Source organism: Luteimonas terricola (genome assembly GCF_004352845.1).
GTDB lineage: Bacteria > Pseudomonadota > Gammaproteobacteria > Xanthomonadales > Xanthomonadaceae > Luteimonas > Luteimonas terricola.
Window position 1 is genome coordinate 329,450 of sequence record NZ_SJRX01000001.1, and the last position, 14,152, is coordinate 343,601.

Annotated in this window: 10 protein-coding genes; 1 reads left to right on the forward strand and 9 read right to left on the reverse strand. The window is 69.6% G+C overall.

Annotation, left to right across the window (positions count from 1 at the left end):
• Positions 1–15 precede the first annotated feature (15 nt).
• Entirely contained in the window at positions 16–765 is a 750-nt protein-coding gene (gene pgl / locus E2169_RS01515) for a 6-phosphogluconolactonase (RefSeq protein WP_132984855.1), read from the forward strand.
• 41 nt (positions 766–806) lie between these two features.
• On the opposite strand, the gene E2169_RS01520 is transcribed toward pgl, so the two are convergent.
• The 9 genes from E2169_RS01520 to E2169_RS01560 form a co-directional block, all read right to left on the reverse strand.
• Positions 807–1,535, reverse strand: a complete 729-nt coding sequence (locus E2169_RS01520; protein WP_132984856.1) for a hypothetical protein — start codon at positions 1,533–1,535, stop codon at positions 807–809.
• Positions 1,536–1,540: 5 nt separating this feature from the next.
• On the reverse strand, positions 1,541–4,672 hold the full coding sequence (locus tag E2169_RS01525; RefSeq protein WP_370465143.1) for a discoidin domain-containing protein: 3,132 nt from the start codon (positions 4,670–4,672) through the stop codon (positions 1,541–1,543).
• 115 nt (positions 4,673–4,787) lie between these two features.
• A complete protein-coding gene (locus E2169_RS01530) occupies positions 4,788–5,624 on the reverse strand; it encodes a carbohydrate ABC transporter permease (RefSeq protein ID WP_132984858.1) in 837 nt (278 codons plus the stop codon).
• A complete protein-coding gene (locus tag E2169_RS01535) occupies positions 5,621–6,499 on the reverse strand; it encodes a carbohydrate ABC transporter permease (protein WP_132984859.1) in 879 nt (292 codons plus the stop codon). Before E2169_RS01535 ends, E2169_RS01530 begins: the two co-directional genes overlap by 4 nt.
• On the reverse strand, positions 6,499–7,794 hold the full coding sequence (locus E2169_RS01540) for a sugar ABC transporter substrate-binding protein (protein WP_132984860.1): 1,296 nt from the start codon (positions 7,792–7,794) through the stop codon (positions 6,499–6,501). Before E2169_RS01540 ends, E2169_RS01535 begins: the two co-directional genes overlap by 1 nt.
• Positions 7,795–7,800: 6 nt before the next feature.
• Complete coding sequence (locus tag E2169_RS01545; protein ID WP_370465103.1) at positions 7,801–9,435, reverse strand: glucoamylase family protein; 1,635 nt, start codon at positions 9,433–9,435, stop codon at positions 7,801–7,803.
• 3 nt (positions 9,436–9,438) lie between these two features.
• Positions 9,439–12,399 carry a TonB-dependent receptor domain-containing protein gene (locus E2169_RS01550; RefSeq protein ID WP_229659120.1) on the reverse strand — a complete coding sequence of 987 codons (2,961 nt, stop codon included), beginning with the start codon at positions 12,397–12,399 and terminating at the stop codon, positions 9,439–9,441.
• Positions 12,400–12,430: 31 nt separating this feature from the next.
• Positions 12,431–13,426 (reverse strand): LacI family DNA-binding transcriptional regulator, encoded by a 996-nt coding sequence (locus E2169_RS01555; protein ID WP_132984861.1) that lies wholly within the window; start codon positions 13,424–13,426, stop codon positions 12,431–12,433.
• A gap of 117 nt (positions 13,427–13,543) precedes the next feature.
• On the reverse strand, positions 13,544–13,843 hold the full coding sequence (locus E2169_RS01560) for a YciI family protein (RefSeq protein ID WP_132984862.1): 300 nt from the start codon (positions 13,841–13,843) through the stop codon (positions 13,544–13,546).
• Positions 13,844–14,152: the final 309 nt, after the last annotated feature.

The following is a 14,152-nucleotide window of genomic DNA, read 5'->3' on the forward strand; positions in this document are numbered from 1 at the left end:
GACGACGGCGCCGGCATGCACGACATCCATCTGCAGACCGGCGCCAGGGGCGGTATCCCGATACGTGAAGGCGTCGAGTTCCAGGCCTTCCAGGACAGCACGCAGTGGGCGTGGGCTGCGGCCGTCACCCTGGCCGCCGCGCTCGGTCGCGCGCTCGAGGCCGAGCCGCGCGCGCGCCTGCTGCTCTCCGGCGGCCGCACCCCCGGGCCGGCCTATGCCGCCCTGGCCCGGGCACCGCTGGCCTGGGACCGCGTCGATGTCGCCCTGGTCGATGAACGCTGGCTGCTGCCCGACGAACCCGACAGCAACGCGCGCCTGGTGCGCGAATCGCTGCTGGCCGATCGCGCCGCCGCCGCGCGCTTCGAGTCGATCACATGCGCCGGGCGCAGCTTCGAGGAGGCAGTGACCATCGCCAACATGCATGCAGCGCACCCCGCCGGCGTGGTCGTGCTGGGCATGGGCGATGACGGCCACGTCGCATCGCTGTTCCCGAACATGTCCGGCCTGGACAGTGCGCTTGCCTCGCCGCGGCCCTATGTGGCGGTGGATGCCACCGGCTGCCCCGGTGCCGGTCCATGGACGCGCCGGGTGAGCCTTACGCCCGCGGGCCTGGCGCCGGCGCACACTCGGCTGTTGCTGATCCGTGGCGCACACAAGCGCGAGCTCCTCGACCGGGTGCTCGCCGGCAACGACCCGATGGAGTTCCCGGTGCGCATCGCATTCACGACGCCCGGGGCACCGCTGCGCATCCTGTGGTGCCCATGATCGATCGGGCCGCAACCAGGCAGGAGCCGGTCGAAGCGCGGCTATGACGCCCGCGGCGGGCCGCCTGGGCCGAGGACCAGCCCGAGGCGATAGCCGCTGCGGTGCCACAGCCAGGCCTGCAGCAGGTACCAGGCGACCAGGAACACGCCCAGCTGCCACTCCAGCACGTTCTCGATGCGGTCCTTCAGCAGCGGATCGGCCACCAGGGCGGACGCCGCCACGTTGCCGACCCCCAGGGCCAGCATCAGGCCGCAGATCGCGACCATGGCCGTCTGCAAGCGCCCGCCTGGCGCATCCACCGCGCGCCCCATGCGCAGGAACAGCAGCTGCGCCAGGTAGCTGGCGCCGAAGTAGGCGATCACGCCGTAGCGGCGCATGAAGCGGTACGCGGCGCCCTCGGTGCCCAGGAAGGTCGCGTATACCGCCAGCGCCACCGCGGCCGCGACGCCGAGCGCGAGCAGCCAGCCACCGCCCCGCAGCGCTCCACGCAGCGCCAGCCAGCGCGCGGACGACCACCAGTGCAGGGCCAGCAGCGCCGTGCACGGCAGGACCATGAGCCGGAACACATGGTTGCCGAGCCCGTGGCGCGCGGCACGGCTGATCGACGTGCAGCCTTCGAGGTAGGGGATGCACGCCGGCACGTGGCCGTCGCGCACCGACAGCCCCCAGGCAAGGTGCACGGCCACCACCAGCAGCGCCGCGATGGCCAGTGGCAGCGGCCAGACCGGGAACGTGGCGCGCTGCGGATCCGCCAGTTGCTGGTCCAGCATCGGCGTCATCCGCTGGGCGCCGGGTCCACCGGGCGCGCGGGACGCTCGATCTCGACGCGTGCGGGCACGTGCAGGATGCGCAGTTCCGCTTCCTCCCACGTCGCCGGACGACCGTCGATGGTGGTTGCGCCCGGGGCATCGCCGTTCCATGGCCAGGGCAGCACCAGCCCACCCGGCGGCAGCTCGAGGCCGTCTTCGACCTCGAGCACGAGCACATCGTCGTCGCGCTGGAACGAGTACGCCAGCGCCCCACCGGGCGTACGCAGGCCGCGGAGGCCGAAGCCCTGGCCGAACCAGTCCGCGGGCACCCCCGCGGCAAGCACGATGCTGTCGTCGGACTCGCGCACGTGGGCGAACATGTCCAGCGCCGAGCGCACGAAGTCCGAGGCCACCCAGGCATGCGGCAGGTCGCCGAGGAAGAAGGGCTTGCGCGGCGTCGGCGTCACCACTTCCGCCCACTGGTTCCACGTCGGCGGCGCGCGATCGGCCATGAACCAGTCGGTTGCAGCCCAGGCGCGTTCGCGCCAGCCCAGGCGCACGAAGGCCCCCACGTTGCGCCACTCGTAGGGCGTGTAGGCATCCCACTCGCGCTGGCCGTCGCCGCGCGCGACGAACTCGCGCCAGTAGCGCTCGAAGGTGTTGTGCAGGCGGTCGGCCGGCAGCTTGGCGAGTTCGCCGCCCGGCGCCAGGGCAATGGTGGTGGAGGTGGCGTCGAAGTCGCCGAGCTCGGCGGCGCCGGGAATGTAGTCGATGCCGTGGCGCGCGGCCGCGGCGTCCAGCGAGGCCATGAGGTCGGCGCGGAAGCGATCGCGGGAAGCGGCCATGCGCGCGGCATCGGCGGCCTTCCCGAGCGCTTCGGCCACCTGCACGGCATCCTTGTAGCCGCGCAGCGCCCAGAAGTTGTCCCAGTACGAGTGCATCGGCTTGGCCGAATAGCCCTCGTGGCTGATCGAGGCCGGCATCATTCCGTAGAAGGCGGGATCGATCGCGCGGTTGGCCTCGGTGCGCTCGCTCAGCGCCAGGACTTCCATGTACTCCCAGGCCGCGAGCACGTGCGGCCACATGCGTTCGAGGAAGGCGTCGTCGCCGGTGTAGCGCCAGTACTCGGCGATGTTGAAGATCAGCTCGCCGTGGCTGTCGTTCTCCGGCACCGGGTCGCTGCCGCGGTCGTCGACGCAGCACGGCACCTTGCCGTCGTCGAACTGGAACGGCGCATACCACTCGACGTAATCGCGCACGGCGTCGGCGCGCCCAAGGCGCAGCAGGCCTTCGGAGATCATCGCGCCGTCGCGGATCCAGCTGCGCGAGTACGAGCGCGTGCCCGGCTGCAATCGCGGGCCCACGCGCGAAATGAGCATGTGCGCCAGCGCCGTACGCAGGCTGTCGGCCAGGGCCTGCCCCTGCGGCGGCAGGTCCAGGCGCACCTGGTCGAGCTTGCCACGCCACTGCGCCGCGACCTGGCGCTGCAGCGCCTCGGCGTCCCACCAGCGCCGCGCAGGGGCGCTGCCACCGGTCATCGGCACCATCACCTCGACGCTGCCGACCTCCCCCGGCCCCAGGCGCATGCGGTAGACCATGGCCGCCGATGCCAGCCCGGTGGGATCGTCCACCACGCGCGTGGTGGAAGGAAGCGTCCCGCTGGCCAGGTGCTGCACCACGTCCCCGGCATCGAAGGCCGACGCGAACGAGGCCTGCGGTATCTGCTTGGCGAACACCCGTGGCAAGCCCGCAACCGAAACCATGCCGCCGTCGACGGCGATGTCCTCGATCCGGCTCACACCGCCGATGGTGTTGAGGAACTGCGCCGGCGGGTTGACCTGCAGCGGTCGCGTGGCAAGGGCAAGCTGGAGCTCCTGGGCGCGACCGCTGATATTGGCCAGGCGGTAGCGGAGCACCAGCTGCGAGTTCCTGGGCTCACCGGTGGCGAACGCGGTGACGCGCAGCGAGAAATCGCGGTGGCGCCAGTCGACGCTCGGGATCGGCAGATAGCCATCCTGCAGCGACTGCCGCGGCGCGCCATCGGCCCAGCTGACAAGGCCGCCGTCGGCGATCACGAAGGGCTCGATGCTGAAGCCACCACGCGCGACTTCGACCGCGCCGTCCTCGCCGATCAGTCCCTGCTGCAGGCCACCATCGAGGCCGATGATCGTCCAGTAGGGCTGTTCGCTGCTGAAGCCACGCGGGAAACGCCCGCGAGGCAGGTCGGCGGCCACGGCGCGCACGAAATCGTTGGGATGCGCGCTGAATCCGAGCGGCTTGACCGCGGCCTCCGCCAGTGCGAATTCCGGACCGGGACCGGCAATGAAATCCAGCGCGACGTAGCGTGCTTCGGATTCCGGCAGCGCGATCCAGTCGCGCCCGCCGTTGCCGGCATTCACCGCGCGGACGTTGCGCCACCCTGCCCCGTCGTCGGACAGCTGGACTCCATAGCGCGAAGCCTGCGCACCCGGCAGCCAGTCGAGCGACAGGCCGCCGAATTCGCGGATGCTGCCCAGGTCGAGCACAAGCCGCTGGCCGCCGGTGATCGCCGGCGCGCGCCAGGCGGTGGCGGCGTCGCCATCCACTGCCGAGGCGGCGTCGCCCGCGGTGGCCAAGCCCGTGGCCGTGAGCGGGCTGTCGTCGGCCGGCGCCAGTTCGCTGAACGTGAGTTGGTCGAAACATACCGAGCCCTGCCCACCGACGCGGTTGTACACCACGAACTCCAGCGTCGCGCTGGTGCGCAGCGTCGGATCCGGATCCGGTCCCCAGGCCTTCACGATGTGCCGGGCCTTGTGCCGCACGGGTGTCCAGCGCGCCGGCGGATCGACGGACGTCCGGTTGACCCACCACACATTGTCGCCGGTGGCGTCGACCAGCTTGAACTGCAGGTCGTTGGCCGGCGCGTCGCCGCGCAGGCGCAGGTCGAAGCGGTAGTTGCCGGGATAGTCGAGCGGCAATGCGCGCTGGATACCGGCGTGGCCGGAGACGCCGTTGAAGTCGTAGTCCAGGCACAGCGCACGCCCCTCGTCGCCCTCGGCGACGCGGATCGAGGCGCTGACCTGGTCCGAGGCCACCGTGCTCCAGGCAAGCGGGCTTTCGAAGTCATCGAGCAGGCGCGTGGAGATGGCCTCCTGCGCGACGGCCGGAACCGTCAGCAGGCATGCGGACAGCGCAAGCAGCGCCGCCGCGGCCCAACGCGCCCGCCGGCAGCGGCGCCCGGCACCGCGCCCGCAGGCCCGCACGGTCTCCTTGAAACCCATCACCCGCATCTCCTCAGCCCTTGACGCTGCCCAGCAACAGCCCCTGCATGTAATAGCGCTGCAGCGCCAGGAACAACAGCAGCACCGGGAGCACCGTGACCACGGCACCGGCCATCATCATCTCAACGTCCATGATGTGTTCGCGCGACAGCGCGGCCAGCGCCACCGGCAGCGTGTACTGCTGCTGCTCGGCAAGCACGATCAGCGGCCACATGAAATCGTTCCACGCAGCCATGAAGGTGAAGATCGCCAGCGTCACCAGCACCGGCTTCAGCATCGGCAGCACGACCTGGAAGAAGATCCGCAGTTCGCCGGCGCCGTCGATGCGCGCAGCCTCGATCAGCGCGTCCGGGATCGAGCGCGCGTACTGCCGCACCAGGAAGATCCCGAACACGCCCGCCAGCGCCGGAACCACCACGCCGCCCAGGCTGTTGACCAGTCCCAGCTCCTTCATCAGCAGGAACAGGGGCAGCATCGCCACCTGCGCCGGGACCACCAGCGCCGCCAGCATCAGCTGGAACAGCCGCTCGCGGCCGCGGAAGCGCAGCTTGGCGAAGGCATAGCCGGCGGCGGTGTTGACCAGCAGCGAGCCGAGCGTGATCGCAAACGACACGACGAGGCTGTTGCCGAACGCGCGGCCGAACCCGGTGCGCGCGAACAGCTCCCGGTAGTTGTCGAGCGTGACCGCGGCCGGGAGCAGCGGCGGCGGAAAGCGGCTGGCCTCGCCCATCGGCATGAACGACACCGAGACCATCCAAGCCAGCGGTGCCAGCGCCAGCAGCGCGAACAGCGCCAGCGCGCCGTTGACCAGCAGCAGCTGCAGCCGCGAGCCACCCACCGGCCTGCTCATACCAGGTCCCGCTTGCGGCCGGCGCGCAGCAGCAGCGTGGTCGCGCCCAGGATCACCAGGAACAGCATGAACGCGACCGCCGACGCGCGGCCGAGGTTCCACCACTTGAAGCCTTCCTCGAACATGAAGTACAGCACGCTCACCGTGGACTGCAGCGGATCGCCCCGGGTCATCACGTAGGGTTCGGCGAAGAGCTGGAAGTAACCCGACACCGTGATCACCGACACCACCAGCAGCACCGGCCCCAGGGACGGCAGGGTGATGTGGAGGATCTGCCGCCAGGTCGACGCGCCGTCGATGCGCGCGGCCTCGTAGAGTTCGCGCGGGACCGCCTGCAGGCCGGCGAGCAGGATCACCATGTTGTAGCCGAAGTTCTTCCACACCGCGAAGCCGATGATCGTCGGCATCGCCCACAGCGGGTCGCCCAGCCAGTCGATCGGCGCGATGCCGATGTGCCCCAACGCCCAGTTCACCAGGCCATAGCTGGTGTGGAAGAGGTAGCGCCAGATCACCGCTACCGCCACCAGGGTGGTCACCACCGGCGCGAACAGCGCGGTGCGGAAGAAGGCCCTGGCACGCGCCAGTCCGGAGTCGAGCAGCAGCGCCGCGGCCAGCGAGACCGCGATCGACAGCGGCACCCCGACGACGACGAAGTAGGTGGTGTTCCACAGCGCCTTCCAGAAGATCGGCGTACGCAGCAGCTCGATGTAGTTGTCGAACGCGACAAAACGCAGGTGGTCTGGATCGGCCAGTGCGTAGAGGTCGAAGTCGGTCAGGCTCAACAGCAGTGCCGATGCCACCGGCAGCGCGAAGAACACGCCCAGCACGAGCAGCGCCGGCGCCACGAACATCCATCCGGCGATGCCGGCGCGCATCAGCGTCCCTCCTGTTCGACGATCCAGCGGCGCTTGGCGAGGATCGCGTCGACGCTGGCGTCGAGCTGCCGCACGGCCTGGTCCTGCGGCAGCCCCCCGCGTACCACGCGCTCGGTCACCAGGCGGATCTCCTGCGCGATGCGCTCCCATTCCAGCACCTTGGGCGTGGGGCGCACGCGCTCCAGCTGGTCGCGGAAGGCCGCGGCCAGCGGATCATCGGCCAGCTCGGGGTGCTCCCAGGTGCTGCGCCGCGGCGGCAGGTTGCCGCTGAGGGCATGGAAGCGCCGCTGCACCTCGGGCCGCGACAGGTACTCCACCAGCAGCCACGCCGCGTCGGCGTGCGCACCGCCCCGCGGCAGCACCAGGCTGGTGCCGCCGGCGATCCCCGCGCCCGGACCGTCCGGGCCGGGCAGCGGCATCGTGCCCCACTGGTCGGCCAGCCCAGGTGGCGCGCGCCGGCGGAACTCGCGGATATTCCAGGGACCCGAGAGGTAGAAGGCGTTGAAGCCACGGAAGAACTCGTCCCAGACGTTGGAGATCTGGGTTTCCGACAGCACCGGCGCCCAGCCCTCCTCGAACATCCTGGCGTAGAAGGCCAATGTCTCGCGAAAGCCGTCGCTCTGGAAATTCCCTCGGGTGCCGTTGTCGCGCAGCAGCGGATCGGGCTGCTGCAACGCGAGCGAGAGCTGCGGTTCGAACTCGTTGAGCGGCAGCAGGATGGCGTAACGCCCGGGGCCGACGTGGCGCTGGATCGCTTCCATCGCCGATGCCCACTCGTCCCAGGTGCGAAGCGGCACGGCGACACCGGCATCGCGCAGGATGTCCTTGCGGTAGAACAGCAGCCGCGTGTCCACGTACCAGGGCACGCCGAGCACCTCGTCATCGACGACATTCGTGTCCCGGATCCCCGGGAAATAATCGCCTGCATCGATGGTGGCCGAGGCGTCGATCCGCGCCCCCAGCGGCTCCAGCGCGTCGAGCGCGGCGAACTCGGGGATCCAGGTGTTGCCCAACTGCAGCAGGTCGGGCATCGCATCGGCGGCATAGGCCGTCAGCAGCTTCTCGTGCGCGGCCGTCCATGGGATCGCCTGCAGCTCCACGCGCAGCTGCGGATGCTCGCGCTGGAAGTCCGGCAGCAGCGTCGCAACGATCTCGGCCTCGCGGCCCATGGCCCAGAAGCGGATCGTGGTCGTCCCGTCGTCGACCTTGCGCGCGCAGCCGGCGACCAGGGCGCCCAGCACCACCAGCGCGAGCAGCAGCGCGGCATGGACACCGCGGGGACGGGACTGCGACATGCCGCGTCAGCCCCCGCGCGGCGGGGCAACTGTGGACGTCCGGTCCGCTTCGGGCGCTTCGGCCGCGTCGTCCACTTCATCCGTGGCGTCCGCTGCGCCCGCTTCGTCGGCCGCTCGATCCAGCGCCTCCGCCTCATCCTGTGCCTGCAGCTCCGCCAGCCAGCCGCCGGTGAATCCCGCGCGCTCCAGGCCCCTGCGAATGTGCGGGTTGCGCTTCATGACGTCCCAGACGAAGTCGTTCCGGTAGTTCGCGATCCCGATCAGGATCGGCCCCTGGTCGATGCCGATGTAGTCGCTGGCCACCCAGCCCTTGTCGGGAACGATGCGGCCGGTCTTGAGCGGGATGTCGTAATCGAAGCTCGGATTGAAGGAGTCCAGGAAGCCGTAGCTGGAGAACAGGTACTCGCCGTACTGCTCCACCAGGGCGCGGGTGGCCGGGATCACGATTTCGGGCGCGTACGGCAGCGAGCCGATCGCCGCGGTCGGCGCGATGGTGCCGTCGTCGAAGGCCACCGCGATCCCCGCACCGCGTGCGCTGTAGTGGCGGAACCCGCGCAGCGTGCCCTCGTAGACCTGGTCGGTGCGCTGCGGACCGTCGCTTGCGGTCAGCCCCCAGATGTCGGCCCCGTAGCCCTTCCAACCCATCGGGTTCTCGATCGCATAGGAACGCTGGGCGTAGGTCGCGCGCCGCGAGTTCTCGAAGTAGTCGATGCCGCGTCCGCGCATGTAGGCGTCGCGGATGCCACGGAAGTCGATCCAGGCGTGGCTGTACTGGTGGCCGAAGTGCGGCGCGAAGCTCAGGTACTCCTGGCCCTGGAAAATGCCCCAGCTGTCGTCGTAGGTCTGCGTCCAGGTCGTCCATGCCTCGGGCTCCACCGGGTACGTCGGCGAGCCCAGCGCCAGGATGTAGACCAGCATGGCCTCGTCGTAGCCGGTCCAGTCGTGCTCGATGAAGCCACGCTCGGGATACCAGCCCATCGAGATCAGCGGCGGCCGCTGCTGCAGCCAGGGCCATTCGATGCGCCGGTAGAGCTCCTCGGCGACCTCGCGGATGCGCTGCTCGCGCGGGTCGTCGCCGTCGTAGTAGCTCTGCGCGAACAGCACGCCGAGCATCATCAGCCCGGTATCGACGCTCGACAGCTCCACCCAGGGCTCGTAGCGGTGCCCGCTGCGCATGTCGAGGAAGTGGTAGAAGAAGCCGCGATGGCCGATGGTGCCGGTCTCCTCCGGCCCCTGCGGCGACTCGAGCAGGAACTCCAGCGTCAACAGCGTGCGGTCGACCGCCTGGCGCCGGCCGATCCAGCCGTTCTCGATGCCCACCGGATACGCGGTCAGCGCGAAGCCGATCGCCGCCACGCTCGCGAACGGCCGCGACGGGAAACGGTCGGGCGTCATGCCGTTGCGCTCGTCTGTGGTGTCCCAGAAGAACTGGAAGGTGCGCTTTTCAATGTCGCGGAACAGCGGCGGCAGCGGCTCCTGCGCGGGCGGCGCGGCATCGGGGGGCGGCGGCGCGGTGACCATCACCTCCTCGATCGGACCCGGCCGCGGCGGCTCGACCTCCTGCTGCTGCTCGCGCCCGCAGGCGGCGAGCAACATCAGGGCAAGAACGGGAAAACAGCTGCGGATCCAGGGTCGGGGCATGGCTTACCAGTTGAATCCGATGGAGACCTTGAACGTACGTGTCGGCAGCGAGATGGCGTTGGGCCTGCCCCAGTTCGGGTTTTGCGGCTCGCCGGCACCGCCGCGCCAGTCATCGTAGCCGCTGTAATTGTCCCAGTTGAAGACGTTCAGCACGTCGGCCCGCAGCCGCAGTTGCAGATCGGTACCGGTGTCCCAGCGCTTCTCCACCGCGAAGTCGAACTGCTTGAAGTCCTCGTCTGGCGTATAGAACGAGAAGTGGCAGTACGCCCACTCCGGCATGTTGCAGTTCTGGTAGTAGCGCGGCGTCGCCGAGGCCAGGGTCAACTTGCCGGAGAAGGTCAGATCCCAGGGACCATCGAGGATGCCGGTGGCCACCAGCCTGTGGTCGGGCACCTTGCCCGGGAAGTCTCCGTAATCCTCGATGCGTTCGGCGTTGAAGGCGCCGGGCCAGCCGTCCATCGGGCTGTTCTGCTCGGAGTCGGTGTAGGTGTAGGCGACCGTGGCCCCCCAGCCCGAGGACGGTGTGTAGCTCTTCGCCAGGCGCAGGAACAGGGCGTTGGAATCGGTCTCCAGCGCGTTGACCGTCAGGATCATGTTGCTGAAAGGGGCGAAGCCGGCGCCCCACGGCGGCGGATCGGTCGCTCCAGGCGGGTCGGAGGGGAAGAAGCCGCCGTCATCGAGCCGGTTGCCAAGCATGAAGGCGATGCCGTCGCGGCTGCGGATATGCGACAGCGTGACCTCGGCGATCCAGTCGTGGCCGAACATGTCGAAAGCATTGCGCATGCCAACGCTCAGCTGGTCGGAGTACGGCACCTCGAGGTCGTTGTGGTTGAGGAACACCTCGCGCGCCCCGCCGGCCACGGCGCTGGCGCGCAGCACCGCCGGATCCAGGTAGGCGGGGTCCCACTCGCGGCAGGTGGCGTCGGAGACCGTGTCGCAGGGATGCAGGGGCGTGTTGAAGTTGTACACGTACTGCCCCCAGCTGCCCTTGGACACCTCGTTCTGCAGGTAGTCGAACAGGTTGCGATCGTAGGAGCGACCCACGCCACCGAAGACCACGTGGCGCTGGTCGCCATTGATGTCGTACGAGAAGCCCAGCCGCGGCGCGATGTTGTCGTCGTCGCGGCCGCGGTTGCTACCGGTGCTGATGAAGTCGCCGATGTCGACGCTGGAGCCGGGCAGGTTGGCGTTCGACGCCTCCAGCGCGGCAACCACGTCGGTCGGAGTCACGAAGTCCTCGTAGCTCGGCGTCTCCTCCACGTCCCAGCGCACGCCCATGTTGAGCGTCAGGTGCGCGTTGACCTCCCAGTCGTCCTGGATGTAGATGCCGAACTGGCTGTTGGCGGAATCCACGGTGCCATCGCCCAGGCCAGCCACCGGCGCACCGAACTCGACGTGCGTGGGCACCACCAGGCTTTCGTGGATGTCGTAGTAGAACTGCGGGTTGAACTTGTTCTGCTCCAGGGTGTGCAGGTCGATGGACTTGTACTTGAATCCCATCTTCACCGTGTGCCCGGCCCAGCCCATGTAGGTCAGGTCGTTCTGCAGCGACCAGCCTTCCTGGCCCTTGTCCTGGTAGTTGTCTCCGCCGCCCGTGTGGCCGATCGTCTCCCACCAGTTGCCGTCGCTCAGGATGTAGCCGGGCGCGAACAGTGCCGGCTGCGGGCTCCAGTACGACTCCTCGTAACCCAGGTGGGCATCGTTGAGCCAGTCACCGCTGCTGAACTGCCAGCGCAGGTCGACGCGGGTCTCCTCGTTGGTATTGTCGGTCGCCGCCGGCGGCAGGCGCTGGCCACCGACCTGGATCGTCTCCGACTCTTCACGGTATTTGGTGCTGAGCTCGAACAGGTGCGCGTCGCCAACCTGCAGGTCGACCTTCGCGAACCACAGGTCCTCCTTGAACGGCGCCGTGATGGTGCCGGTGCCGTACTGCTCCCTGAACTCGGGGGGCAGTTCGCCCGGCAGGAAGCCGCGCCCGAACTCCAGGGTACGCGGCGACTGGTATTCCTTGGCCTCGTAGGCAATGAAGAAGTGCGCGACGTCGCGCACGATCGGGCCACCGAAGGTGGCGCCATACTGGGTTTCCTCGGACTCGGCTTTCGGCGCGCCGTTCTCCTCGAAGGTGCTCCTGGAGCGCCACTCGGTGCGGGTATGGTCGAGGAAGAAACTGCCCTCGAACTCGTTGCTGCCCGAGCGCGTGACCGCGACCACGGCGGCGCTGCTGAGCTGGTCGAACTCGGCCTTGTAGTTCTGGGTGATGACCTTGTATTCGCCGACCGCCGATTGCGGGAACGGATTGCCGCGGCTGGTGTCCTGCCCCGACACGCCACCGGTGGTGACGTAGTTCTTCTGGCCGACGCCGTCGATGAAGACGTTGACCGCGTTGGCGCTCTGCGCACCCGAGCGCAGGCGGGTATTGCCGCTCGCGTCCTGGATGAACTGCATGCCCGGCACGGTGTCGGCGAAGGCCAGGAAGTTGCGCGTGCCCTGCGGCAGCGCCTCGATCTGCCGCTGGCTGACGTAGGTGGCGACTTCGGACGTGCGCGTCTCGGTCATCGTCTCGCCGGTCACGACCACGGCCGACATGTCCGTCGCGTCGCCGACAGGCGCGGACTCGGCCACGCCACCGACTCCAAGGTCGAGGGTGGCCACCTGGCCGACCGCCAGGGTCACCGTGCGGCTGTCCGCCCGCCCAGCCGCCTCCACGTCGATGCGGTACGTCCCCGGCGGCAGGCCCGCCAGCGAATAGCGGCCGTTGGCGGCGTCGACGCTGCGCGTGAGTCCAGAGGCGAGGTTGGTGGCGGTGACCCGCGCATCGGCGGCCGGCGCAGAATCGACCATCACCTGGCCACGCAGCGAGGCCGAGGTGGACTGCGCAAACGCAGGAGTGGTGACCAGCATGCAGCCGGCCAGCGCGCAGCAAAGCAGCGAGCGTTCGAGTCTATGGATGTGCCTGGGGTTCATTCGCGTCCCTCCCGGGGGTGACGGGCCTGTTTCATCTGCGGCGGCTTGATTCTCGGACCACGAGTTCCGGCACCACGGGGAGCACTGCCGCGGCGCCCTCCCCGTCCGCCGGAACGATCAGCGCGCGCATCGCACGCGCACCGAGTTCGGCGATGTCTACCTTCATCGTGGTGAGCGTCGGGTGCACGTGGCGCGCAAGCGGAATGTCGTCGAAACCCGCGACCAGGATCTGGCCGGGCACGCGTACGCCCGCAGCCGCCAGCGCCTGCAGGCAACCGAGCGCCATCATGTCGTTGGCGGCAAACACGGCGTCCGGCCGGCGCCCGGCCTGCAGGATGGCCTGCACGCCGCGCTGTCCCGAAGCCTCGTCGAAGCCACCCGGCAGCACCCACGGCTGCGTGCCGGGCATCAGCGCTTCGAGTTCGTCGCGATGGCCCTGCAGGCGCTCCCGCGCCTCGTGGTTGTCGTCGGGGCCGGCGATGAAAGCGATGCAGCGGCTGCCGGCCTCGACCAGGTGCCGGGTCATGGCACGCGCGCCGCCGCGGTTGTCCACGTGGATCCCCGCGCGGCCACCTTCAGCGGCTGGCGTATTGATGAGGACGGCAGGCAGGCCAGGCGGCAGGTGCCCCGACAGGACCCGGGCGGCCTCGTCGGTGGGCGCCATCACCAGCACCCCATCCACGCGGCCACGCATCGCCTGCAGCGCGGCACCCTGTTCGCGGGCATCGCCATGGTCGCTCGAGACCAGCATGTGCAGGCCATGGGCACGCGCCACCTGGCCGATGCCGCGGATCAGCTCGGAAAAGAATTCGCCGTGGAGGTCCGGCAGGACCACGCCGACGGTGTGCGTACGCCGGCTGCTCAGCGCGCGCGCCGCCTGGTGCGGGGCGTAGTCGAGCGCGCGGGCGACGGCCAGCACGCGCTCGCGCACGGCGGGGGCGACGTTGCCCTGGTCGTTGATGGCCCGCGACACCGTGGCGACCGACACCCCGGCTTCGCGCGCCACATCCTTGATGGTGATCGCCATCGACCCCTCGCACACGCTGGATCGGGTCGAATGTAAACGTTTACATGCCGCCCGGCAAAGGCCGCCGGTGCTGCGATGCAGCAGCCCCCCGGGTGGGTCAGTCGATGGTGCTGGCGGTCACGGCAACACCTTCCGGAACGGCCGCACTTCGACGCTGGCGTACACGCCCGCAGCGACATAGGGATCGGCATCGGCCCAGGCGCGGGCGTCTTCGAGCGACTCGAAGCGGGCGATCACGATGCTGCCGCTGAAGCCCGCCGGGCCCGGGTCCTCGGCGTCGACCGCCGGGCACGGGCCGGCCACCAGCAGGCGGCCGTCGTCCCGCAGGGCCCGCAGGCGCGCAAGATGCGCATCGCGCGCCGCGCTCCGCTTGCCGAGGACGTCCGCGCCGTCACGCCCTTCGATCGCATACCACATCGGCCCTGCTCCACTGTCTCGCCTGCAATGGCGGGTATCCTACTAGCCGCAACCCGCAATGAAGCCGCGATGCGGCCGGGCTGGACAAGCCGCATCCCCTGCCCGTACCCTGAAGCCCGGTTCCGAGGCCGGAACGCAGTGGCGGCGACGTGCCCGCCCGTCCTGTCCCCGTCGGCCCGACCACACCTCACCACCATCGCGCCGCCTCGGCCGCCTGCCGTCGCGCGCGGCCGGGCATGGTCAGGTCCTGCAATGCCCCGCGGCGTCCAGCCGCAAAGACGTGGACCGCGGCTCCAACCCGAGCCCGGC

What these genes read in the sequence shown, in the direction of transcription:
- pgl (WP_132984855.1), top strand. Translation starts at nt 16, where the DNA reads ATGCACGACATCCATCTGCAGACCGGCGCCAGGGGCGGTATCCCGATA.
- E2169_RS01520 (WP_132984856.1), bottom strand. Translation starts at nt 1,535, where the DNA reads ATGCTGGACCAGCAACTGGCGGATCCGCAGCGCGCCACGTTCCCGGTC.
- E2169_RS01530 (WP_132984858.1), bottom strand. Translation starts at nt 5,624, where the DNA reads ATGAGCAGGCCGGTGGGTGGCTCGCGGCTGCAGCTGCTGCTGGTCAAC.
- E2169_RS01535 (WP_132984859.1), bottom strand. Translation starts at nt 6,499, where the DNA reads ATGCGCGCCGGCATCGCCGGATGGATGTTCGTGGCGCCGGCGCTGCTC.
- E2169_RS01540 (WP_132984860.1), bottom strand. Translation starts at nt 7,794, where the DNA reads ATGTCGCAGTCCCGTCCCCGCGGTGTCCATGCCGCGCTGCTGCTCGCG.
- E2169_RS01545 (WP_370465103.1), bottom strand. Translation starts at nt 9,435, where the DNA reads ATGCCCCGACCCTGGATCCGCAGCTGTTTTCCCGTTCTTGCCCTGATG.
- E2169_RS01550 (WP_229659120.1), bottom strand. Translation starts at nt 12,399, where the DNA reads ATGAACCCCAGGCACATCCATAGACTCGAACGCTCGCTGCTTTGCTGC.
- E2169_RS01555 (WP_132984861.1), bottom strand. Translation starts at nt 13,426, where the DNA reads ATGGCGATCACCATCAAGGATGTGGCGCGCGAAGCCGGGGTGTCGGTC.
- E2169_RS01560 (WP_132984862.1), bottom strand. Translation starts at nt 13,843, where the DNA reads ATGTGGTATGCGATCGAAGGGCGTGACGGCGCGGACGTCCTCGGCAAG.